The sequence below is a fragment of the Streptomyces sp. NPDC101219 genome (assembly GCF_044767675.1).
GTDB lineage: Bacteria > Actinomycetota > Actinomycetes > Streptomycetales > Streptomycetaceae > Streptomyces.
Genome location: NZ_JBIWOK010000006.1, coordinates 79,221 through 100,977, shown reverse-complemented (window position 1 = coordinate 100,977; position 21,757 = coordinate 79,221). Strand labels below are relative to the sequence as shown.

At 71.3% G+C, this 21,757-nt stretch carries 17 protein-coding genes; 4 read left to right on the top strand and 13 right to left on the bottom strand.

The genetic code is table 11. The annotated features are described in order from the left end of the window. The first annotated feature begins 2 nt into the window (after positions 1 to 2). Positions 3 to 863, top strand: a complete 861-nt coding sequence (locus tag ACIRPP_RS13460) for a tetratricopeptide repeat protein (RefSeq protein ID WP_403641397.1) — start codon at positions 3 to 5, stop codon at positions 861 to 863. 71 nt (positions 864 to 934) lie between these two features. On the opposite strand, the gene ACIRPP_RS13455 is transcribed toward ACIRPP_RS13460, so the two are convergent. The 8 genes from ACIRPP_RS13455 to ACIRPP_RS13420 form a co-directional block, all read right to left on the bottom strand. Continuing rightward, the gene (locus tag ACIRPP_RS13455) at positions 935 to 1,549 is read right to left on the bottom strand and encodes a DNA-binding response regulator (RefSeq protein WP_403641394.1); all 615 of its coding nucleotides are present in this window, start codon (positions 1,547 to 1,549) and stop codon (positions 935 to 937) included. Further along, positions 1,546 to 2,715, bottom strand: a complete 1,170-nt coding sequence (locus ACIRPP_RS13450) for a sensor histidine kinase (RefSeq protein WP_403642155.1) — start codon at positions 2,713 to 2,715, stop codon at positions 1,546 to 1,548. The genes ACIRPP_RS13455 and ACIRPP_RS13450 overlap by 4 nt, the downstream gene beginning before the upstream one ends. 253 nt (positions 2,716 to 2,968) lie before the next feature. After that, positions 2,969 to 5,188, bottom strand: a complete 2,220-nt coding sequence (locus tag ACIRPP_RS13445) for a hypothetical protein (protein ID WP_403641391.1) — start codon at positions 5,186 to 5,188, stop codon at positions 2,969 to 2,971. A 192-nt stretch (positions 5,189 to 5,380) separates the two neighbouring features. Continuing rightward, positions 5,381 to 5,794: a DUF6113 family protein gene (locus ACIRPP_RS13440; protein ID WP_164338153.1), complete on the bottom strand. Its 414-nt coding sequence runs from the start codon at positions 5,792 to 5,794 to the stop codon at positions 5,381 to 5,383. Beyond that, the gene (gene mshB, locus ACIRPP_RS13435; protein ID WP_403641388.1) at positions 5,794 to 6,696 is read right to left on the bottom strand and encodes an N-acetyl-1-D-myo-inositol-2-amino-2-deoxy-alpha-D-glucopyranoside deacetylase; all 903 of its coding nucleotides are present in this window, start codon (positions 6,694 to 6,696) and stop codon (positions 5,794 to 5,796) included. The genes ACIRPP_RS13440 and mshB overlap by 1 nt, the downstream gene beginning before the upstream one ends. Before the next feature lie 179 nt (positions 6,697 to 6,875). After that, on the bottom strand, positions 6,876 to 7,538 hold the full coding sequence (locus ACIRPP_RS13430; protein ID WP_403641385.1) for a hypothetical protein: 663 nt from the start codon (positions 7,536 to 7,538) through the stop codon (positions 6,876 to 6,878). Between the two features lie 127 nt (positions 7,539 to 7,665). Then, positions 7,666 to 8,619: a helix-turn-helix domain-containing protein gene (locus tag ACIRPP_RS13425; protein ID WP_403641383.1), complete on the bottom strand. Its 954-nt coding sequence runs from the start codon at positions 8,617 to 8,619 to the stop codon at positions 7,666 to 7,668. 229 nt (positions 8,620 to 8,848) lie between these two features. Then, complete coding sequence (locus ACIRPP_RS13420) at positions 8,849 to 9,331, bottom strand: ATP-binding protein (protein ID WP_403641381.1); 483 nt, start codon at positions 9,329 to 9,331, stop codon at positions 8,849 to 8,851. A gap of 154 nt (positions 9,332 to 9,485) precedes the next feature. Here ACIRPP_RS13420 and ACIRPP_RS13415 point away from each other — a divergent pair, with 154 nt between their 5' ends. Together ACIRPP_RS13415 and ACIRPP_RS13410 are read left to right on the top strand one after the other, a co-directional pair. Beyond that, positions 9,486 to 10,370, top strand: a complete 885-nt coding sequence (locus ACIRPP_RS13415; protein WP_403641378.1) for a helix-turn-helix domain-containing protein — start codon at positions 9,486 to 9,488, stop codon at positions 10,368 to 10,370. Next, positions 10,367 to 10,576, top strand: a complete 210-nt coding sequence (locus tag ACIRPP_RS13410; RefSeq protein ID WP_403641375.1) for a DUF397 domain-containing protein — start codon at positions 10,367 to 10,369, stop codon at positions 10,574 to 10,576. The genes ACIRPP_RS13415 and ACIRPP_RS13410 overlap by 4 nt, the downstream gene beginning before the upstream one ends. 15 nt (positions 10,577 to 10,591) lie before the next feature. Here the strand turns inward: ACIRPP_RS13410 and ACIRPP_RS13405 are convergent, their stop codons facing one another. The 5 genes from ACIRPP_RS13405 to ACIRPP_RS13385 all read right to left on the bottom strand — a co-directional run bounded on the left by ACIRPP_RS13405 (position 10,592) and on the right by ACIRPP_RS13385 (position 19,223). Further along, complete coding sequence (locus tag ACIRPP_RS13405) at positions 10,592 to 12,190, bottom strand: N-6 DNA methylase (RefSeq protein WP_403641372.1); 1,599 nt, start codon at positions 12,188 to 12,190, stop codon at positions 10,592 to 10,594. Beyond that, positions 12,187 to 13,641, bottom strand: a complete 1,455-nt coding sequence (locus ACIRPP_RS13400; protein ID WP_403641369.1) for a restriction endonuclease subunit S — start codon at positions 13,639 to 13,641, stop codon at positions 12,187 to 12,189. Before ACIRPP_RS13400 ends, ACIRPP_RS13405 begins: the two co-directional genes overlap by 4 nt. Further along, on the bottom strand, positions 13,638 to 17,237 hold the full coding sequence (locus tag ACIRPP_RS13395) for a DEAD/DEAH box helicase family protein (protein ID WP_403641366.1): 3,600 nt from the start codon (positions 17,235 to 17,237) through the stop codon (positions 13,638 to 13,640). The genes ACIRPP_RS13400 and ACIRPP_RS13395 overlap by 4 nt, the downstream gene beginning before the upstream one ends. A 254-nt stretch (positions 17,238 to 17,491) precedes the next feature. Further along, positions 17,492 to 18,943, bottom strand: a complete 1,452-nt coding sequence (locus ACIRPP_RS13390; protein ID WP_403641363.1) for an amidase — start codon at positions 18,941 to 18,943, stop codon at positions 17,492 to 17,494. A gap of 85 nt (positions 18,944 to 19,028) precedes the next feature. Beyond that, on the bottom strand, positions 19,029 to 19,223 hold the full coding sequence (locus tag ACIRPP_RS13385) for a hypothetical protein (protein WP_164333022.1): 195 nt from the start codon (positions 19,221 to 19,223) through the stop codon (positions 19,029 to 19,031). A 200-nt stretch (positions 19,224 to 19,423) separates the two neighbouring features. Here ACIRPP_RS13385 and ACIRPP_RS13380 point away from each other — a divergent pair, with 200 nt between their 5' ends. After that, positions 19,424 to 21,580 (top strand): prolyl oligopeptidase family serine peptidase, encoded by a 2,157-nt coding sequence (locus ACIRPP_RS13380; RefSeq protein WP_403641361.1) that lies wholly within the window; start codon positions 19,424 to 19,426, stop codon positions 21,578 to 21,580. Positions 21,581 to 21,757: the final 177 nt, after the last annotated feature.

Genomic DNA, 21,757 nt, shown 5'->3' with positions numbered 1-21,757 from the left:
CTATGCGTTCCCCCCATCCCCCGTCCCCCGGACGGTCCGCCGAGGTACGGCGGCTCTTCGCCGAGGAGGCCCGGTCGGAGCGGCCCGACCTGGCCACGCTGTGCCTGCTGGTGGGCGCGGAGGCGGACGGCACGCTGGACGAGGCGGGCCTGGACGCCGCGCAGATCGAGCTGGACCGGCTGGCCGGGCTGCTCCCGCACCGGCCGGGCGGCCCGCACGCCTGGGCGCTCGCCCTGCGCGACCTGCTGGGCGGGCGGTGCGGCTTCCACGGCACGCCGGCCGACTACCGGCGCCTGGAGTCGTCGCTGCTGCACGAGGTGCTGCGGCGGCGGCGCGGGCTGCCGATCCTGCTGTCCGTGGTGTGGATGGAGGTGGCGCGGCGCGCCGGGGCGCCGGTGTACGGGGTGGCGCTGCCCGGGCACTTCGTCGTCGGCTTCGGGCAGGCCGGCCAGGCCGGGCCGCCGGTGCTCGCCGACCCGTTCGACGGGGGGCGGCTGCTCACCGGGGCCGACGCCGAGCTGCTGGTCGCCGGGGCCACCGGTGCGCCGCTGGACGCCTCGATGCTGGCCCCGGCCGACCCGCTGGACGTGGTGCTGCGCGTGCTGAACAACATCCGCGCGTGGGCGGCGGCCCGGCCCGAGCACTCCGCGGTGGCGCTGTGGGCCGTCGACCTGTCCCTGCTGCTGCCCTCGCACCCGGCGCGGCTGCGCTACGAGCGGGCCCAGCTGCTGGTGCAGCGCGGTGACTTCCTCGGCGGGGCGGCGGAGCTGGAGGGGTACGCGGAGGTGGTGGGCGCGGTGGACGAACCGGCGGCGGAGCGGATGCGCGGCCAGGCCCGGGCGGCCCGGGCCCTGCTCAACTAACGCCTCCCGTCGGGGCGGGCCGGGCTCGCGGTGTCCGGCCCGCCCCGGTCCGGACGGACGTCCCTCCGGCCCTACAGCCAGCCCTTCTCGCGGGCCACCCGGGCCGCCTCCGCGCGGTTGCGGACGGCCAGCTTCTGGATGGCGGTGGACAGGTAGTTGCGGACGGTGCCCTGGGAGAGGTGCAGGGTCTGGGCCAGTTCGGCGTTGGTGGAGCCGTCGGCGGCGGCCCGCAGCACCTCGCGTTCCCGTTCGGTCAGCGGGTTGGCGCCGTCCGCCAGGGCCGCCGCGGCGAGCGTGGGGTCGATCACCCGCTCCCCGGCGAGCACGGCGCGCAGCGCGGCGGCGAGCTGGGCGGCCGGGGCGTCCTTGACCAGGAAGGCGTCGGCGCCGGCCTCCATGGCGTCGCGCAGATAGCCGGGCCGCCCGAAGGTGGTGAGGACGACCAGCTTCACGCCGGGCAGCTCGCGGTGCAGCCGCGCGGCGGCCTCGATGCCGGTGGCGCCGGGCATCTCGATGTCGAGCAGGGCGACGTCCACGGCGTGCTCGCGGGCGGCGGCCGGCACCTCGTCGCCGCGCGCGACCTGGGCGACGACCTCGATGTCGTCCTCCAGGCCCAGCAGCGCGGCCAGGGCCTCGCGGACCATGGACTGGTCCTCCGCGAGCAGGACCTTGATCGTGCGGCTCATGCGCGGGATCCTACGTCCGCCGCCGATGCGGCCGGGTCCGCGTCCGGCCCGGCCAGGGGCGCCCGCGCGACCAGCCGGAAGCCGTGCCCGGTGGGTCCGGCCTCCAGGGTGCCGCCGGCCCGGTGCAGCCGCTCGGCGAGACCGGTCAGGCCGTTGCCGTGCGGTCCGGCGCCGCCGGAGCCGTCGTCCTCGACGGAGAGTTCCAGCACCGGGTCGCCGTGCACGGTGCGGCGGCGCAGCAGCTCGACCGTGCAGCGGCCGGCCCCGCTGTGCCGCACCACGTTGGTGACGGCCTCGCGCAGCGCCCAGGCGAGGGCGGCCTCGCTGTCCTCGGGAACGTCGTCGAGGCCGGGGTCGGCGGGCAGGTCGGCCCGTACCTCGGCCGCGGTCAGGGCCACCCGGGCGCCGGCCAGCTCGCTGCCCAGCCGGGGCCGCCGGTAGCCGGTGACGGCCTCCCGCACGTCGGTCATGGCCTGCCGGCTGACCTGCTCGATGTCGGCGATCTGCCGGGCCGCCAGGTCGGGGTGGGCGGGCAGCATCCGGCCGGCCAGTTCGCTCTTGAGCGTGATGAGGGAGAGCGAGTGGCCGAGCAGGTCGTGCAGGTCGCGGGCGAGCCGCAGGCGTTCCTCGTTGGCGGCGAGCTGGGCGACCGTGGCGCGTGCCTCGCGCAGCGCGATGGTGGTCCGGACGAGTTCGCGCACCCCGGTCATGGCGAAGCCGCCGAGCAGCGCGGGCACGAGGAGCCCCGGGAGGAACACCCGACCCTCCGGGACGACGAGGGCGGCGCCCGCCATCAGGGCCGACGCCCCCGGGATGGTCCAGCAGGCCAGCCGTAGCGGCAGGGCCGCGCCGGAGGCGATGGCGACGTAGACGAACAGCACCAGCCATTCCCGGCCCAGGAACAGCACCAGGGCGCCCGACTCGGCGCACAGGAGGGCGAGCAGCAGCAGGACCCGGCCGTTGCGCTCGGAGCGCCCGGTGCGGAAGACCAGGGTCAGGTAGCAGGCGACGAACACGGCGAGCCCGGCCCAGCCGAGGACCTGGGCGAGGGCCCCGTGACCGCCGTCCAGCAGGTCGACCACGGGGGCGCTGAGGAAGACCAGCCAGATACCGGACCACAGGGCCTTCACCAGCCACTGCCGGCGGTTCTCCGGGCGCTTTCCCATGGCGGCGGCGCCCAGCCCCCCGTAGGAGCCGCCACCGGTGGTGCTCGTCGCTGTCGTCATACCGTCCATCGTGGCCCGGCCGGGCGGTGCGGGGGCAGTGCCTCCGGTACCGGCCTGCGGATGACGGATGTCATACCGGCGGACGGACAGCGCGGCACGGCGCGGAGACGGCACGGAGACGACACGGACGGAGGTGCGCCGGGCACCCTCCCTCCGTGCCGCCTCCGTCAGGTCCGCGGGCGGTGGCGGCCCGTCAGCTCGGGTCCGTCTCGATCACGGCCACCCGGTCCGACGTGCTCATCAGCGCCGTGCGCAGGGCCACGTAGACGTCCTGGGGGGTGACGGGCGTCTTCTCGCCGTTGCCCCGGGTGATCAGCACCCCGTCGAACGTCTGGCCGTACAGCTTCTTCAGGGCGCCCAGGTCGGGCTTGTCGACCAGCTTGCCGTTGACGGCCTCGACCCGGAGGAACTTCCACAGCGAGTTCTGCGGGCTCATCGGGATCGAGTGCGCCGCGTCGGTCTGCACGGTCACGTTGGCCGACATCGCCGGTTCGGCGAACTCCTTCATCATCCGGTCGACCTCGGCCTTGCTGACCGTGGGCTGCCGGGTGGTCGTCGGCACGGTGACCGGGGACGAGGCGCCGGTCTCCACCTGGGTGCGGTAGGCCGCGGCGACGACCTCGGTCGACTTGTCGACGTCGATGCCCTGGCCGGGCTTGCCGTAGACGGGGACGGCCTTGCCGGAGACGAACTTGATGGTGCCGTCGGTGTTGGACGCGGTGCCGCCGACGCCGTCGAGGGCGGCGTGCAGCTTCTCCTCGTCGACGGGCATGACGGGGTCGACGCTCCGGTGGTTGCCGAACAGCGAGCCGATCACGGAGACCGGGTTGTAGTCGCTCTTGGCGGCGTCCCCGACGGTGGCGTCGATGTCCAGTTGCAGACCGGCGTTGTCCGGCTCCAGTTCGACGGTCTTGCCGCCGACCGTCAGCTTCAGCGGCTTGTTCAGCCGGTCGCCGAGCGCCTCGTCCAGCTTCTTCACGGCGTCGTCCCGGGTGCCGCCGCCGATGTCGACCCCGAGCACGGTGGTGCCCTTGGGCACGTCGGAGTGGTTCATCAGCAGGCCGGCGCCGTAGACGAGGCCGCCGAGGAAGACGAGGCCGCCGCCGAGCAGCACCAGCTTGTTGCGCCCCTTCTTCTTCGGCGGCTTCGAGGAGGCCGCCGGGGACGGGGCGCCGGGCTGGGGCAGCTTGGGGGGCGTGTGGGCCGTGGGTCCGCCGGCCGGGCCGTCCGCGTCGAAGGCGGCGCTCGCCGGGACGACGGGGATGCCGCTGGTGACGGTGTTCCCGGAGACGTTGTCGTGGCGGGGCCCGTAGCCGGGGTGGCCCGGTTCGGGGGCCTGGACCTGCGGGGTCAGGATTGCGGTGTCGTCGCTGAGACCGCCGCCGGGGACTCCCGCTCCCGCCTGCGCCCCGGGGGCGCCCTGACCGGCCGGGCCTCCGGGGCGCCCGGGAGCACCCGGCCCGCCCGGCGGGACCATCGGGCCGGCGGTGCCGGTGACCGGGCCGGTCGTGGGACCGGAGGGGCCGCCCTCGGTGAAGTACGGCAGGTCGTCGCGGCCGGGCTCGCCGGGACCGCCCTGGCCGGGACGGGTGCCGCCGGCCAGCGCCTCGGTCACGTCGAAGGAGCCGGTGCCGCCGCCGTGCCCCGGAGCCACCGGGCCGCCGGTCGCACCGGGGAGTCCGGCGCCGTGGGTGCCGCCCGAGCCGGGTGCGGAACCGTTCGTGCCGCCGGGACGGGAACCGCCCGGGACGTTCAGGGCGCCGACGACACCACCGGGACGTCCGGCACCCGGGCGTGCGCCACCGGGCGCACCGGTTCCGGGCGCACCGGTCTTGGACCCACCGGGTCCGGACGCGCCCTTCGCGGCGCCGCCCGGGCCGGACGGCGCACCGCCGGTGCCGCGGGCCGGACCGGAACCGCCCGCCGGGCCGGACCCGTTGGCGGGACCGGCGCCCGGACCGCCTTTCGCGGCCGGGGACTTGCGGGGCGCGAACCAGTCGCTGGTCGGCTTCTCCTCGGACGGCGGGGCGCTCGGCTGCCCGCCCTTGGGCCGGGTCGGCAGCGGAGCGGGGGCACCGGGCGCCGGGGCGGCGGCCGGAGCCTCGGCCGGTCCTGCGGACGCGGCGGAACCGGGCGCCGGCGTCGCGTCGTCCGTGCCGGGCGTGTTCTCCGTGTCCTTGACGGGCTTGCGCACGACGACCGGCGGAATGGGCCGGGATCCGGGGATGTTGATCCGGATCCGGGTCGTCAGCGTGGTCTCGGTCTTGCGTTCCTCCGGCCGCGCGGCCGACCGGCCGGCGTCCGTACCCTCGTCCGGGATCGCCGGGATCCCGTAGGGCGGGGTGCCCGACGGGTAGGCGGCCGCGCCGCGCCCGTCGGGCCCGGTGGACGGAGTGTCAGTTTCACGACTCAAGGCAGGTTCTCCCGGTTGGCTCCGCCGCCCGTCTCGACCTCACGACGGAGGTCCCCCCGGCTCGGGCGAAGCCGAGTTCGGGGGAGGCTCGGCGGCGCGCACCACCATACTGGCCACATCCGGCCGGTTTCCCACGACCGCTATGGAAACCCACACCGGACCCGCACGCCCGTGAAACGGCGAAGGAGTACGTCACTTGCCACGTCGCGCGGGACCGCCGCCCGGTTGCCGCCCCGCGCCCAGGGTGGCGCAGATCACAGCGACGGCGATGCCGCCGAGCAGGAAGAGGTAGGAGCCGCTTCCGGCGGCGAACAGGAAGTCGCCCTCGGGGCGGCTGGCGGTGAGCAGGATGACGGTCAGGGTCCAGCCCGCGGCGGCACTCACCGCCCCGCCCCGGGAACCCATGGCCCGGGCCGCGCCCAGGCACAGCCCGGCTTCTCCGGCGAGGGCCAGCAGCAGCCCGGCCGGGAACCAGCCCGGCTGCACCAGCGACCCGGCCACCGCGACCACGGCGCCGAGCACCAGCAGTCCCAGGTGGGCGGCGATCCGCGCGGGGGAAGGCGGGCGCAGCGGCTGGGCAAGCGCTGAGGTGGTCCGGTCGCTCATCACGCCTCCCCGGCACCGATTCCGGCGAACAGGTCGGTCTCCGGCACACCGGGGCGTTCACCGGAGACCAACTCGAAGTACTCGGTGGTGAACAGCGGCTGCGCCAGTTCGTTGGAGAGCACGAAGTACGGTTCGGCCACCGTGATCTGGGTGGCGTGGGCCCGCATCGCGGCGGCCTTGGCGGCGGCGTGGGCGGTGCCGTCGATCACGGTGGTCACGCGCGCGTCGTCGACCACGCCCGGGACGTCGTCCACGGAGGCCGCCTTGTCGAAGGGCGTGCCCGCGAGGTCGTCGGCCAGGCGCGCGAACGCCTCCTCGGCCACGGAGCGGGGCATCCGGGTCCAATAGACCTTGGGGACCGTCCAGCCGCCCTCCCCGGCCGCGAGCTCGACGGCGCGCATCGCGACGCGGTGGGCCTGGATGTGGTCGGGGTGCCCGTAGCCGCCGTGGTCGTCGTAGGTGACGAGCACCTGCGGCCGCACCTCCCGGATCACCTCGGCGAGCAGCCCGGCGGCCGCGTCGACGTCGGCCTGCCAGAAGCAGCCGGGGTCGTCGTTGTCGGGCAGCCCCATCATCCCGGAGTCGCTGTAGCGCCCGGCCCCGCCGAGAAGCCGCACGTCGCTCACGCCGAGCGCCCGCGCCGCCTCGCGCAGCTCGCCCATCCGGTGCTGCCCGAGGGCCGCACCGCTCAGGTGCGCCAGCTCCGGCGGAATGACCTCGCCACGCTCCCCGAGGGTGCAGGTGACCAGCGTGACGTGGACGCCCTCGGAGGCGTACCGGGCCATGGTGGCGCCGTTGGTGATCGACTCGTCGTCCGGGTGCGCGTGCACCAGCAGCAGGCGTCGGCCGGAGAGGGAGGGGGGTCCCCCGGACCGGGAGCCGGGAGAGGGCGATTCCGTCATGGGTCCACCCTATGAGAACCGCCCCTCGGCACAGGCCCGGGATCGTCCGATCACGCCCTTTCACGCCCTTCTCAGGCACTCGCGGCAGAGACCGGGCTCCGGGGCACGGGGGGCGGTCGCGGTACCGCATCAGGCGCCTCGATGCCCGCACTCCGCCGCACTTCGCCCGGCCGGGGCTGTCATCCGTCGTCGTCGAGGACGTGGGCGATGGCCAGCGCGATGCGCTCGATCCAGTCGATGGCGTCCGTCACCTCGGCCTCGTCGATCGGACGACGCTGTTTGAGATCGCCGTCGATCAGATCGGCGTCGTGTGCGATCTTGTTCCGGCGTTGGGTGATCTCCAGGAATCGACTGCGCAGCGTCTTTTCGTTGAATGTGGTGCGCCCCTGGAAGAACTCCTTGTTGATGCAGCCGGCCACCTCGAACCAGACCTTCTTCTCCGTCACCAGCTTGAGCACTTCGGCGATCTTGCCGGGGTGCTGGAGCGCCTGGACGGAGAGCTTGTCACGCAGGTGCTCCACCACGGCCTCGGAGAGCGTGACCTCACCGCGCCGCACCGCCTCGACCCTGTGCAGCGGCAGTTCGTACCTCCGCAGCTGGGGCGGCATCGCGGGGCTGTCCTGAAGCGTCAGTTCGGCGACCCGACGCAGGACCTCCTCGTGCAGCCAGTGGTCGAGGGCGGCGACGGCCTGGACCCAGGCCGCCCGGTAGAAGTCGTCGATGTCGATCGTGGGAGATCGGAAAGGTGTCAGGATCCGGCCCGCCTTGGCCATGCGTCGGGCGTACGACAGGTTCGTCATGAACGCCTCGAACTGACGCGTTTCGGGCCTGGAAACAGCCATCTGCAACCCCACGATCACTCTTTGCCACGATCTTCACCAGCACGATCGCGGAGCTGACGGGGGCTGGGTCAAGCCCAGTCACACGACGGGGGCAAAGGTGGCCGAAACAGTCCTCCAGGTTGCCGGATCACGTCCCTCGGAGACAGGCCCGGCAGCGGCCGGGTTCAGGGGCGCGGAAGGCGCGGTCGCAGCCGTCGCAGTTCTGCATCGGAAGCCGGGGCCGTGCGGGCGGTGGAGCAGCGACCGGCTCGCGGTACGGAGCAGGGGGCGGAAGCTGGGCGGCGAGGCGGTGCGCCAGGAAGGCGGCGGGCCGCCGCAGGCCCTCGGGTGGCAGATCGACGGTCAGGGCACGGCGTACGGCCGCGGGGGTGACGTCTCGCTCCAGCCAGGCGGCGACACCGGGGGTCAGGTGGGCCGTGTCCGACGCGGAGAGGAGCAACTGCGCCTCGTGGCGCCGCAGGTCCGCGAGGAGATCGGCGGCGGCCCGGAACAGCGCGGGCACGTGGCACTCGGGGCGGGGTACGGCGGGGAGGGGCTTGCGGGGCGCACGGGTGGCCGCCTGTGGCGGTTGCTCTTGGCAGAGCTTCTGCGGGCTTGGGTGCGGCTGCGGTCGCGGCAGGCGTGGTGTTTCCGGCGCCACTGACGGCTCCGGCCGGACGGCGGTCCGGGGAGGGGGCCCGGGGTGGGTGCGGGCCGCAGCCGGCTGGTTGCAGGAGACGGTACGGCTGACGATGCAACCGCTCGGGGTGCGGTGGCGTTCGCGACGCAGGTAGCCGTGGCATTCCAGCTCGCGCAGGGCGGCGGCGATGCGGGTGGCCCCCTCGGGGAACCGGGCGCTGAGGCTCTTGATGTCCGCCGGGGCGCCGTTGGGCAGCGACTGGAGATGCACTCCGAGCCCGATGGCGAGAAGCGAGAGCTGCCGGTGCTGGGCGAGGTGGTTGCCGATCACCGTGAAGCGGGTGGTGTGGGGAGCGTTGTCGTGCTGGAGCCCACGGGTGGCGCGGTGGGCTCGGTCCTGGTGGTTGTTGCCCGCAAGGCGGGCCTGGGCACGCGGGGGCGCGCTAGGGTTCTGGGTACCCATCGGGAAGGCCTTCACTTCCTCGGTGGTCAGGCCCTCGCTTTTGGGATTGCCGTCCCGGCGGGGGCCGTCTCATGTCTGTGGTCGGGGTGGTGCGTTCGTCGTGCTGAGCGTCGGGCCTCGGAGGCTGGAAAATCCAGCCGAAGCGGAGATGTTCACCCGCCCGAGTGAGTACGGCCACAGGCGGAAGGGTCGGGTTTGGCTGCGGTGTTTTCCCCGTAGTTCTTTGTCCTTAGTCGCCGAGGTCACCGGAGCACGGGGGTGCGGGCTGCGGTGCTCGAAATCCCAGTTCGGCCCAGACGGTCTTGCGCGGGAACCGCCCTTCGGTCACCCCCCAGCGGTCGGCCAGCGCCTCGACGAGCAGCAGGCCCCGGCCCGATTCCGCTCCCGCATCCGGCACTTGCGGCTCGGGCAGCCGTTCACCTCGCGTGTCCGTGACCTCGATGCGGAGCGTGGCACCGACCACGTAGAGGGTGAGTCGGAAACTGCGGCCCGGGAGACGTCCGTGGGTGGCCGCGTTGGCCGCGAGTTCCGCGATGACGTGGCCGGCCCGCTCGTGCGGGAGGCCCCAACTCCGGAGCGTGTCCACGGCGAGCAGGCGGGCGAGGCGGGCACCGCGCGGAGTGGAGGACAGCAGCACGCTGAAGTTCCGGAGGGCGGCTTCCGGTTCGTGTCGGGTCCCGGGCTCGGCGATTCCCTGACTTTGCTGATTCACATCACCGAGGGTGGCCGACTGGACATACTGAGACGGGTAATTGAGCTGTTACGTAGAGCTATGGTCCAGAGTTCAATGGGCTCTGTCCAGACTGTCGAAGTAGCTCCTGCGAACAGGGCGGAACAGGACGTCGCAACCCTACGGAGGGGCACACATGACAGTGAGCGATGAGGCGGTGCGGGTCGGGACGGAAGCGGGTCAGACGGACGAGCCGGGGTGGGAAGTCGACCCGGACGACGACTGGGCGCTGGCCGTGGTGGCCACGGTGGGGCGCCAGTTGAGGCTGCGGCGGGAAGCGGCGGGGATGCGGGTCAACGACTTCGCGGCGGCGGCCGGGTACGGGGCGGATCTCGTGTACAAGATCGAGACGGGGAAGCGGATCCCGAGGCTTGAGTACTTGGACAAGGCCGACGAGGTACTGAACGCCGGTGGGCTCATCGCAGCGATGCACGAGGACGTGAAGAAGGTCCGGTATCCGAAGAAAGTTCGGGATCTCGCACAGTTGGAAGCGCGGGCAGTTGAGATGGGGGTCTACGAGTGCAGCAGCATCGCGGGCCTGTTGCAGACGCCTGCGTACGCACGCGCCCTGTTCGAAGTACGCCAGCCTCCGTACCCAGCCGAGGAGGTGGACCGTCTGGTGGCTGCACGTATGGCGCGGTTGTCAGTTTTCGATCGCTCACCCGCGCCCTCCCTCAGTTTTGTCCTTGAGGAGGCGATCCTCAACCGCCGCGTCGGCGGCACAATGGTGCGGAAGCAGCAATTCGAACGGCTATTGGAAGTGGGACAGTTGAACAACGTGTCGCTCCAGGTCATGCCGATGAACAGCGTGGCCCACCCCGGCATGAGCGGCAGGATCGAGTTGCTGAAGTTCGAAGATGGGACAGCGGTGGGGCGCTCAGACGGTGCGTTCAACGGCCGCCCGACCTCCGACCCACGGCAGCTACGCATTCTTGAACTGCGATATGGCACGATCCGGGCGCAAGCTCTTCCGCCCGGGGAGACACTGGCCCTCATCGAGAAACTGCTGGGAGAATCATGATCCGCAAGGCACCCGCCAGAAACACCACCGACCTCGTGTGGTTCAAGAGCAGCTACAGCAGCGGCCCTGAGGGCGACTCCTGCGTCGAGATCGCCACCGAACCTGCCACCGTGCACGTCCGTGATTCGAAGGACATCGGCGGTCCTCAGCTCGCCTTCGCCCCCGCCGCGTGGGCCGGCTTCCTGCCGTACGCGGTCGAGGGCTGATCTGGCGGCCTGCTTCTACTCGACCTCGGCCTCCGGTACGTCCACGTCGCCGCCCAGTGAGCGGGCGATGGCGGTGAACTCGCTCAGGGCGGACTGGAGGTCGCGGACGATCTCCTCGGCGATCACCTCGGGCGGCAGTCCGCTGTCGGCGTCGTCGAGGGCCGGGTCCTTCATCCACGTGATGTCGAGGTTGACCTTGTCGCGCGCGATGAGGTCGTCGTAGCTGAACCTCTTGAACGGCCCGTTCTCGTCCTCGGACTCGACGCGCGAGGAGCGGGGCTCGCCCGGCCGGTAGGCCGTCACGAAGTCGTCCAGGTGGGCGCGGGTGAGCGGGCGCTGCTTGAGCGTGAAGTGCTGGCCGGTCCGGAAGTCGTAGACCCACGTCTCGGTGGTGTGCGGCTTGCCGTCGGCGCGCGGGGGCTTCTTCTCGAAGAAGAGAACGTTCGCCTTGACACCGCCCGCGTAGAAGATGCCGGTGGGCAGCCTCAGGATGGTGTGGAGGTCGAACTCGTCGAGCAGCTTGCGGCGGATCTTCTCACCCGCGCCGCCCTCGAACAGGACGTTGTCCGGCAGAACCACAGCCGCGCGTCCGCCGACCGCCGTGAGCGACATGATGTGCTGCAGGAAGTTGAGCTGCTTGTTGGTGGTCGTGGCGGTGAAGTCGTCACGGTCGTACTCGGTGTCCTGCTTCTCCGCCTCGCCGTCCTGACCGATCACCGTGATCGCGGACTTACGGCCGAAGGGTGGGTTCGCCAGGACGAGGGTGGCGTGCTTGCCGCTGGGCTTGTCGGCGAGGGCGTCTCCGACGGTGATCAGGCTCGGGCCGTCGCTCGTGCCGATGCCGTGGAGGAGCATGTTCATCGCGGCGAGGCGGGCGGTGCCGGTGACGAGTTCGTTGCCCCAGATCTTGCGACCCTCGTTGTAAGCCCTGCGGTCGTCCAGCGACATCGTCTTCATGTGGTGATCGCGGATGTAGGCATGGGCCGCGATGAGGAAACCGCCGGTGCCGCAGGCCGGGTCGGTGATCGTGTCGTCCGGTCCGGGTTGCATGACGTCGACCATGGCGTCGATGAGAGGCCGAGGTGTGAAGTACTGGCCGGCGCCGGTCTTGGTGTCCGAGGCACCCTTGGCGAGCAGGCCCTCGTAGGCGTCGCCCTTGAGGTCGGTGCCGGTGACCGTCCAGTCCTCGCGGCCGATCAGCTCGACGACCAGCTTTTCGAGGAGGGCAGGCTTGGTGATCCGGTTCTGGGCCTCGTCGAAGATCGTCCCGATCGTGGTCTCCGGACGGCTCCCGAGGTTTTCCAGGACAGCTCGGTAGTGCTTCTCCAGTTCGGGGCCGCGCTTCGTGACGAGGGACTGCCAGTTGTAGTCGGCAGGAACGACACCGCTCATGTCGCGCCCTTCCCACGGATCGTTCTCGATCTCGTCGACCATCTTGAGGAAGAGCAGGTAGGAAAGCTGCTCGACGTACTCGATGGTGGACATGCCGTTGTCCCGGAGAACATTGCAGTAATTCCACAGCTTGGCGACGAGCGTGTTGGTCTGCGCGACCGCCTTGGCCGTCTTGACCGGCTCGGGGGCGGGCTGCTGGGCATCTACAGGGGCGGCGGTCACAGCTCGAACTCCTGCTGTACGGCGAGGGCGGGGGCGGGGGTCGGTTCGGGGGCGGCTGGGTGGACGCTTCGCTGGGCGACGGCATTGGCTGCGGCCTTGCGCGGGCGCTTGCGCGTGGGAGCCGCGGCCCTCTCAGTCGCGATACGGGCCAGGAGCGCGGCAGCAGACTCTTCTGCGAGGTCCTGCGGGACCAACTCCCCGGTGAACGCTCTCCGCAGCAGGGTCGACCTCAAGGCATCAGAACGCGTCAAACTTGATTTGATCTGCTGATCCATAGCCTCAATGCCAGTGAGCAGCTCGTCACAGCGCTGAACGAGCTCTTTCTGCACCTCCAATGGAGGGACCGGGAACTCGACCTTTTTCAAGCGCTTGACAGATAGATGCGCAATGTTCGTCGTAATACGCACCTCACGCATGAACCGCTTGGCATGCAAATGCCGCCGGAAGACGAGCAGCGCCCACTCCGGAAGAACGTTGCCACCAGCTTTGAACCGGATCAGGCTGTTAGTGAAGGCAACGTCCTTCGGGATGCCCCGGTAAAGGGCGGGTCGGCCTACAAGGTGCGGACTCTGCCCCTCATTGAGCAGAACGTCCCCTGGCTCCAACCGGTACTTCTCCCAGATTCCGGAGAAGTCCATCTCCATGACATCCGTGGTGTCAATCCGGTCCTCGAAGACGTTGGCGACCCGCAGGTACGGGCGCATGTCGGGGCCATGATGCCAGTCGGGGTGACGTGCACGCCCAAGCTCAAGGGTCCCCGCGCCTTCCACGGTCGTCATCTGCCACGATTCCGGCACCTCTTCGGGCACCACCGAGATCAACGCTCGCTTCCGCAGCCCATCAAGGCGGCGACGAGCCATACGCAGCGTGTCGACGCCCGAATCAATGCGCGACAGTTGCTCTTCGAGCGCTTCAACGATCCGTCGCTGCTCCGCCAATGGAGGCAGGGGAACAGGGATGGCCCTCATCGCACCCATACCCAGGCGAGGCCGCCCAACCCCCTTGATCAGTGCACGGGCGTACGCAAGCGTTTGAGGCGCGAGCAAGGCGTAATAGACCCACTTGGTAAGGATCTCCGGGTGCAGTCTCGCCCGGATGACATCCGCCTTGACAATGGACGGCTCGTTGAGCTTCGGGAGGATGGCAACGCGGGGCAGCGTCTCTCCCAACGACGCAAGGAGCAAGTCCCCTTCAACGGCTTCATGGGCACGCAGGGTCTCGAAGTGTTCCAGGCTGATGTAGGCGCGCTCATCGCGAAACTCCCCGTCTCCTACATTCTGGAGCCGGATGACACGAGCCCCGGATTCCGTGTAATGGGCCGACTTCAAGTTCGATCCAAACGGCCCGTCTGTTATGGCGCGAGGCTCACATGCCAGCAGATCCTGCAAGGTCGCCCAAGCCCACCCCGCCGGAAGCTCCCTCTCCCCGTCCACGCCGCCGCTCTCGCTCAAGCCAGTTCCTGATTCAGCTCATCCAGCAATTCCAACGCCCGGTCCTTGTCCCCGAACGCCCGCATGAAGCCCCTGCCGCCACCGCGTTCCGAGAACGGGGCGACCGCGAAGTCCCCGGGTTCCATGCCCACATCGACAGCGATGGCGTTCTTTATCCGCTCCAGCCACCACAGCTGGTCCTCGGTGAACTCCACGCCCGCCTGCCGCTGCCGCAGCAGCCAGCCCTCGAAGCGCTCCTCGACCACCGTACGGTACGGCCTCAGCTCCTCGTCCGCTCCCAGCTCGAAGCGGATCAGCCGCATCAGATCACCCAGGGACGCCTCCTTGCCCGGACCGGCCGCGGCCTTCCCCAGCTGCTCGTAGAGGTCCCACAAAACCCCCGTCGTCCAGGAACGGTTCGTCGCGCGGATGCGGCCGGCGAGTTCCCGCAGCGCGGCCCGGGCCTCGCTCGGCGCGACCCGGGCACCACTGCCCAGCGCGACCCGGATCGCCGCGTTCTCATCCCGCTGCTCCCGTTCCAGCAGGTCGTTCCACTCGGCGAGTTCCTTACTCGCCCGCTCCTCCATGGGGATCTCGCGTACTTCGGTGACGGTGACCTCGGTCGTCTCGTCGTACGTCAGGTCCTGCTGGTGGCGGATCTCCAGGATCAGCTTGCGCAGCTGCGGCCGGGCGGTGAGCGGGGCGATCGCGTCGTGGACGAGTTTCTGCGCCAGCTCGGGACCGCCCTCGTACCGGGCACGGTCCTGCGTGTCGACGTCGACCGCGTCCGTGATGCGCCGAGCCAGGTCGGCGAGGCTCGCTCCCCCGGACGCCTCGGCCAGGAGGCCCTTCTCCTCCTTGCCGAGCTGGCGGTCGATGCGGGCGAGCCGCCGGGCCAGGGTCTCGGCCTCGTCGACCGTCAGGGACCGGGTGCCCGCCTTGTCGAGGAGCTTGGCCAGCGGGACGCCGCGCTGTGCGCCGGCCGGGATCAGCGGGCGGGCGTCGACCAGCGGGGAGTCGGTGACACCGACCGCGTCGATGAGGACGAAACGGTCCTTCTTGAGGTCGGGCGCTGCCTCCGGAGTGACCGCCTTCAGCTCGTCCGCGTCGATGGAGCGGGCGCCCCTCCCCTTCATCTGCTCGAACATCACCGGGCTCTTCACCGACCGCAGGAAGATCACGCACTCCAATGGCTTCACGTCCGTGCCCGTGGCGATCATGTCGACGGTGACGGCCACCCGCAGCCGGGGCGAGTTGCGCAGGTCGTTGATGAGTTTCTCGGGGTCGTCGCCGTTGTCGCGTGACCGGTAGGTGATCTTCTTGGCGAACTCCTCACCCCGCCCGAAGATCTCCCTGACCTGCTTGAGCACCTCATCGGCGTGATCGTCATAGGGGCCCGCGAAGATCAGGGTCTTGGGGAGGTCGGCGCGACCGGGGAACCACCGTTTCCAGTTGTCCCGGTAGACCGTCAGGACCGCGCGGACCTCGTCCTCCGTGATCACCGTGCGGCCGATCTGCGGAGCGGTGTAGGTGAAGTCCTCGTCGAGTTGCTCGTAGCGCTGGGCGCGCGTCTGCCGGTCGCGGATACGGACCGTCGTGCCCGCCTCGATCCTCGCGACGACATCCCCGTCCCGCAGGTCGGTCACGATCCGCGCGATGTCGAAGTCGACGTTGACGCCGTCGGCGACCGCCTGTTCGTAGGTGTAGCGGGAGACCTCGTTGTGGTCGAAGAAGCCCTTGGTCTGGCGGGTGGGCGTGGCGGTGAGTCCGACGAGGTGGGCGTCGAAGTAGTCCAGTACGCCACGCCACAGACCGTAGATGGAGCGGTGACACTCGTCGATGACGATCACGTCGAAGGACTCGACGGGGACGTCGCGGTTGTACTCGACGGTGATCGGCTCCTCGGTCACGTAGGAGTCGTCACGAGGAGAGGTGGCGGCGTCGTCCTCACGGTCCTGGGCGACCGTTCCGTCGTCCAGCGGCTCTCCCTTGAGCAGGGCGTACATCCGCTGGATCGTGGAGATGACCACCGAGGAGGTCTCCTGGATGCCCCCGCGGCCGAGCATGTCGACGTTGTAGAGGTCGGTGAGCTTCCGGTTCTCGTCCGGGGTGCGGTACTTGTCGAACTCGGCGCGGGCCTGGCGGCCGAGGTTGTTGCGGTCGACGAGGAAGAGGATCCGGCGGGCTCCTGCATACCGGAGCAGCCGGTAGGTCTCGGTGACGGCCGTGAACGTCTTGCCGGCCCCCGTCGCCATCTGGATGAGGGCGCGGGGCCGGTCGGCGGCCAGGGAGGTCTCCAGGCCCGTAATGGCCTCGACCTGAGCCATGCGCAGGCCGTGCGTCTCCAGCAGGGGCATGGCGGTGCGCAGGGCTGCCCGGAAGGTGGGCGCGTCCGGGTGCTCGTCCGCGTGGCGCATCCACGCGGCCAGCGTCTCGGGGCGGTGGAAGGCGAAGACCTCGCGTGAGCGGGCCTCCGGGTCGAGCCGGTTGAGGAAGTAGGTCTCGGTGCCGGTGGTGGCGTAGCGGAAGGCGAACGGCTCGTCGCGGCGCCAGACGGCCATGGCGTGTTCCTTCAGCACGCCCGCCGCGTACCGCTCGTTCTGGGCGAGGGCACCGGCCAGCGGCGTCCCCTCGCGCTTGGCCTCGATGACTCCGACGATCTTCCCGTCGACGTAGAGGACGTAGTCGGCGCGGCCGGTGGCGAGGCTGAACTCACGGATCGCGACACCGGTGTCCGCCAAGGGGTCGGCGTCCGCCTTGTCCTGGATCTGCCAGCCCGCCCTGCTCAGCAGCGCGTCGATCCTCTCGCGTGCCTGCACCTCGTTGAGCGGGGCGGGACGCTGGGCGCGCTCCACGATGGCGTCACGGGCGGTGGCGGCCACCGGGCGGGGCTTGAGACGTTCCCGGTCGTAACGCTGCTGGTGCGCCGCCCGCAACTCGGTGACCTGCGCCCGCAGCTCCTCGACCTGCGCGGCGTAGACGGCCTTGGCCTGCTCGGCCCCGGCGATGATGCGCTCGGCCTCGGCGCGGGCCCGTCGTTCGGCCTCCAGGCGGTCGCCGGCCTCCGACAGCTTCACGCGCGACTCGGCGAGCGTGCGCCGGTGGCCTTCCAGCGCCTCCCGCAGCTCCGCGATCTCCTGCGGATCGGCCTCCGGGGTCTCGGCGGGCAGAGAGGGCGGGACGAAAGCGGTCACGGCGCGTGTGCCGTCCATGGCCCGGTCGAAGAGGTCGCCCAACTGCCAGCACAGTTTCAGGGCTTCCAGGGCCATGCTCGTGTCGAAGAGGTGGTTGTGCGCCGCTTCGTTGCGGCCCCTGCGCAGCTTGTGGAAGGCGTCGCGGCTCCAGCCGACCAGGACACCGGCGCGGGTGAGGGCGTTGATGCGGTCGACCTGGTTCGTCCCCTCGACGCGTGTGCCCGACCGCGTGACGAATTCCTGGGCCAGTACTTCGCCGAACTGTCCCGCGCTGACGTAGGAGGCGTTCGGGTTGGTGAAGACGGTGAGTTCGGCCTGCGAGCCGTAGATGGCGAGGAGCGGCTGATGTCCGTAGAGGCGCCCGAAGTTGGGGGACGCCTTGGCCAGCTCCCGAAGTCGTCTGTCCGCCGTCTCGTCGCCCACGCGCCGCCGCCCCTCAACGCTCGTCCGTACCGGGTCCGGCAAGCAGCTTACGAAGCCTGGCGGGAGGATGCAGCGGAACAGGACAGCGCACGTGCTCCCCGCCACTGCCCAGTGCGGCCGACTGCCGGACCGCCGACGCCCAGCGCCGCCTCACCGTGGTACCGGCCTGGTGGACCCGGCCGCGGTAGGCGGTTGCGTTGACAGACGGCGGGACCGACGCCGGCCCGCCGTTCACCGTAGGGACGTCCGGACGCTCACGCGTCCTGGATCCGCCGGAACGGCCGGTCTGCCTCCAGGGCGAACGCCAGCTTTAACAGGGTGCGTTCCGCGCCCGGGCGGCCGGAGAACATGACGCCGACGGGGAGGCCGTCCGGGGTCGTGTGGTCGGCCGGTACGGAGATCGACGGGGTGCCGACGACGTTGTTGACCGGGGTGAACGCCACGTAGTCGACGAGCCGTTCGACCAGCGTGGCGTACGGCACGGTCGGACTGAGGTGGCCGAGGCGCGGGGTGGTGTGGGCAAGGACCGGTGAGAGGATCACGTCGAGGCCGCGGAACGCCGCCGCGTAGGCGAACCGGGTGCGCTTCAGCCGGCGCAGCACGCCCGGGGTGCTGCGCCAGCGGGCGACGTACATCTCCCGCAGGCCCCGGCTCAGGCCGTCCATGCGGTGGCGGTCGAAGCCGTCGCCGATCCGTCGGCCGGTGACGCCGATCAGGAACGACAGCAGGCCCCAGTAGGTGAGGAAGTCGTCCGTGAACCGGGGGTCGAGGGCGAGGTCCACCGGCTCGACGGTGTGGCCGAGCCGTTCCAGGCGCTGCGCCGTCTCCGTCACCGCCGTCCTGGTGTCGTCGTCGGAGCGGACGCCGTTCGGGGAGTCCACCAGGAGCCCGATGCGCAGGGGGCGTCCGGGCGGGCCCTCGACGAGGCCGACGGGCGGCAGCTTCGGGTTCCGCCAGTGCTCCTCCGCCGCCGCGAGGAAGGCCGCGCTGTCGCGCACCGAGCGGCTGACGACGCCGTCGGTGACGAGGTCGATGGGCAGTTGACGGCCCTGTGCGTTCGCCACCACCCGGCCGCGGGTGGGCTTCAGTCCGACGAGTCCGCAGCAGGCGGCGGGGATGCGGATGGAGCCGCCGCCGTCGTTGGCGTGGGCGATCGGCACCGCGCCGGCCGCGACCAGGGCGGCGCTGCCGCCGGAGGAGCCGCCCGCGGAGTGGCCGGTGTGCCACGGGTTGCGGACGGGCTCGCCCTCCTCGTACTCGGTGCTGGCGTTGAAGCCGAACTCGGGCAGCCGGGTCTTGCCGAGCACCGTGACTCCGGTGCTCAGGAACTGGCGGGTGAACGGGGCGTGCTGCCCGGCCGTCCGGGGCCGGAAGGCGAGGCTGCCGTGCCCGGAGGGCAGGCCCCGGTAGTCGGTGTTGTCCTTGACGAAGGTCGGCACCCCGGCGAGGGCGCCGCCGGTGCCCGCGTCCCGGGCCGGGAGGTCGAGGTGCGCCTCGACGGCGTGGAGGCGGGCGTCGGCGGCGCGGACCCGGGCCGCGGCGTCGCGGGCGGCCTCGGCCGCGCTCACCTCGCCCCGGCGGATCGCCTCGGCGAGGGAGACCGCGTCGTGGTCGCCGAGTGCGTCGTCCCGGAAGACGTGCACGCGGGTGCGCGTCTCGTCCGGTCCCTCGTGCCGTGCCTCGCTCCGGTCCTCGGAAGTCGTCACCGTCGGCTCCGCCCTGCGCGCGTGGATGATGGTCCCGCCATCATTGCTTACCGGCGGGTAACACGCGAGGGGCCGGGGCCGGCGATCAGAACTTGATGCTGCCGATCATCCCCGCGATGTTGTTCGTCAGCTCGCTGATCGTGGGCGCCACGGTCGACGACGCCAGGTAGAAGCCCAGCAGCATGCACACCACCGCATGGCCGGCCTTCAGACCCGACTTCTTGATCAGCAGGAAGACGATGATCGCCAGCAGCACCACCGCCGAAATCGAGAGTGCCACGGCGGCTCACCTCCAAAGATCCCAGGACGCGGGGGTAGGAATACGCAGGAGCATGGGGGCAGTTGAATCGGGAGCAGATACATCCACAGAGGTGCCAGCAGGTTCATACCCACTATGCGCTAACGATCATAACTATCCGTACGTGCGCATCGGTCGGCGCACGGCCGCACAAGGGGGCGCATGGCCAATATGGTCAAGGCATGACGACCGAGGCTGACTCCTTCCCCCGACGGCACGCCCGTACCCAGCGCTTCACGCTCGGCGCCCCCCGTTCCTTCACCGTGGCGCCCGACGGCTCCCGGGTCGTGTTCCTGCGCTCCGGGTCCGGAACGGACCGGGCGACCGCCTTGTGGGTGCGGGACACCGACGCCCCCGCCGGCACGGCTCCCGCCGGGTCCGAGGGGGCCGGGGAGCGCGTGGCGGCCGACCCGCGCGCCCTCCTCGGGGGCGCCTCGGAGCGGCTGTCCGCCGAGGAGCGGGCCCGGCGGGAACGCAGCCGTGAGGGCGGGGCCGGCATCGTCGGCTACGCCACCGACGCGGCCGTGGAGTTGGCGTCTTTCGCCTTGTCAGGGCGGTTGTTCACGGCTGAGCTGCGGGCCGGGACGACCCGTGAACTGCCCGTCGCCGGGCCGGTGATCGACCCCCGGCCCTCCCCCGACGGGCGGCACGTCGCCTATGTCTGCCGGGGCGCTCTGCGGGTCGTCGGCGCGGAGGGGGCGGACGACCGGGCTCTTGCGCTCCCCGAGAAGGAGAACGTCACCTACGGTCTCGCGGAGTTCATCGCGGCCGAGGAGATGGGGCGTTCGCGGGGCTTCTGGTGGTCGCCCGACTCGGACCGGCTGCTGGTGGCGCGGGCGGACGACACCCCGGTCGGACGGTGGTGGATCGCCGATCCGGCCCGCCCGGAGCAGGAGCCGCACCGGGTCGCCTACCCGGCCGCCGGCACCGCCAACGCGGAGGTGCGGCTGTTCGTGTTCGGCCTGGACGGCGTGCGCACGGAGGTCTCCTGGGACCGCGCCCGCTACCCGTATCTGGCGCAAGTGCACTGGTCAGCGGCGGGGGCACCACTGCTGCTTGTCCAGGCGCGCGACCAGCGCGGCCAGCTGATCCTGGCCGTGGACCCGGACTCCGGGGCGACCCGGATGGTGCACGCCGACGAAGATCCTTTTTGGCTTGATCTTTTCCCCGGGGTGCCGTGCTGGAGCCCGTCCGGGCAGCTGGTGCGGATCGCGGACGAGGGCGGTGCGCGTCGGCTGCTGGTCGGCGAACGCCCCCTGACCGGACCGCAGTTGCACGTACGTGCGGTGCTGGACGTGTCCGCCGACGACGTGCTGGTCTCGGCGTCGGCGGGTGCGGAGGCGGCCGAGCCGGACATCGGCGAGATCCATGTGTACCGGGTCAACGAGCTGGGCGTGGAGCGGGTCTCGCAGGAGCCCGGCGTGCACAGCGCGGTACGGTCGGGCGAGGTGACCGTCCTGGTCTCCGCGACGCCGGACCGGCCGGGTTCGCGGGTGCGGGTGCTCCGTGACGGGAAACCGACGGCGACTGTCCCCTCGTACGCCGAAGACCCCGGTATGTCCCCCCGGGTGACCCTCACCCATGGGGGCGCACGCCGAATTCCGTGCGCCGTGCTTATGCCTCGGGACTACGCCGGTGACACCCCCTTGCCGGTGCTCATGGACCCCTACGGCGGCCCCCACGGACCGCGCGTCCTGGCCGCACACAACCCCCACCTCACCTCCCGGTGGTTCGCCGACCAGGGCTTCGCGGTGGTCGTCGCCGACGGGCGGGGCACCCCCGGCCGCTCCCCCGCCTGGGAGAAGGCCGTCCACCACGACTTCACCCTCACCCTGGACGACCAGGTCGAGGCGCTGCACGCCCTCGCCGGCTCCCACCCGCTCGACCTCTCCCGGGTGGCCATCCGGGGCTGGTCCTACGGCGGCTACCTGGCGGCGCTGGCCGTCCTGCGCCGGCCGGACGTCTTCCACGCGGGCATCGCGGGCGCCCCGGTGACCGACTGGCGGCTGTACGACACGCACTACACCGAGCGGTACCTGGGCGACCCGGGCAAGCACCCGGAGGTGTACGCGCGCAGCTCGCTGGTCACCGACGACGGGCTGTCGTCCCCGGCGGACCAGCACCGCCCACTGATGATCGTGCACGGTCTGGCCGACGACAACGTGGTCGTCGCCCATGCCCTGCGGCTGTCCTCCGCCCTGCTGGCGGCCGGACGCCCGCACGAGGTGCTGCCCCTGTCGGGCGTCACGCACATGACGCCGCAGGAGCAGGTCGCGGAGAACCTGCTGCTGCTCCAGGTCGACTTCCTCAAGCGCTCCCTCGGCCTGGACCGGCCTTAGCTCTCCGGCCCAGCGGGGCGCGACGGGCCGCGACGGCACGGCGAGGGGCCGCGACCGCACGGCGACCGGCCGCGACCGCACGGCGACCGGCCGCGACCGCACGGCGACGGGCCGGGACGACATGGCGGCGTCCCGGCCCGCTTCCACGGCACCCGCACGGCCGTACGCGGTCCAGCC

Excerpts from the sequence above, each read along its gene's own strand:
- ACIRPP_RS13415 (WP_403641378.1), top strand. The coding sequence starts at position 9,486 with ATGACAGTGAGCGATGAGGCGGTGCGGGTCGGGACGGAAGCGGGTCAG.
- ACIRPP_RS13455 (WP_403641394.1), bottom strand. The coding sequence starts at position 1,549 with ATGAGCCGCACGATCAAGGTCCTGCTCGCGGAGGACCAGTCCATGGTC.
- mshB (WP_403641388.1), bottom strand. The coding sequence starts at position 6,696 with ATGACGGAATCGCCCTCTCCCGGCTCCCGGTCCGGGGGACCCCCCTCC.
- ACIRPP_RS13460 (WP_403641397.1), top strand. The coding sequence starts at position 3 with ATGCGTTCCCCCCATCCCCCGTCCCCCGGACGGTCCGCCGAGGTACGG.
- ACIRPP_RS13430 (WP_403641385.1), bottom strand. The coding sequence starts at position 7,538 with ATGGCTGTTTCCAGGCCCGAAACGCGTCAGTTCGAGGCGTTCATGACG.
- ACIRPP_RS13450 (WP_403642155.1), bottom strand. The coding sequence starts at position 2,715 with ATGGGAAAGCGCCCGGAGAACCGCCGGCAGTGGCTGGTGAAGGCCCTG.
- ACIRPP_RS13410 (WP_403641375.1), top strand. The coding sequence starts at position 10,367 with ATGATCCGCAAGGCACCCGCCAGAAACACCACCGACCTCGTGTGGTTC.
- ACIRPP_RS13380 (WP_403641361.1), top strand. The coding sequence starts at position 19,424 with ATGACGACCGAGGCTGACTCCTTCCCCCGACGGCACGCCCGTACCCAG.
- ACIRPP_RS13425 (WP_403641383.1), bottom strand. The coding sequence starts at position 8,619 with ATGGGTACCCAGAACCCTAGCGCGCCCCCGCGTGCCCAGGCCCGCCTT.
- ACIRPP_RS13440 (WP_164338153.1), bottom strand. The coding sequence starts at position 5,794 with ATGAGCGACCGGACCACCTCAGCGCTTGCCCAGCCGCTGCGCCCGCCT.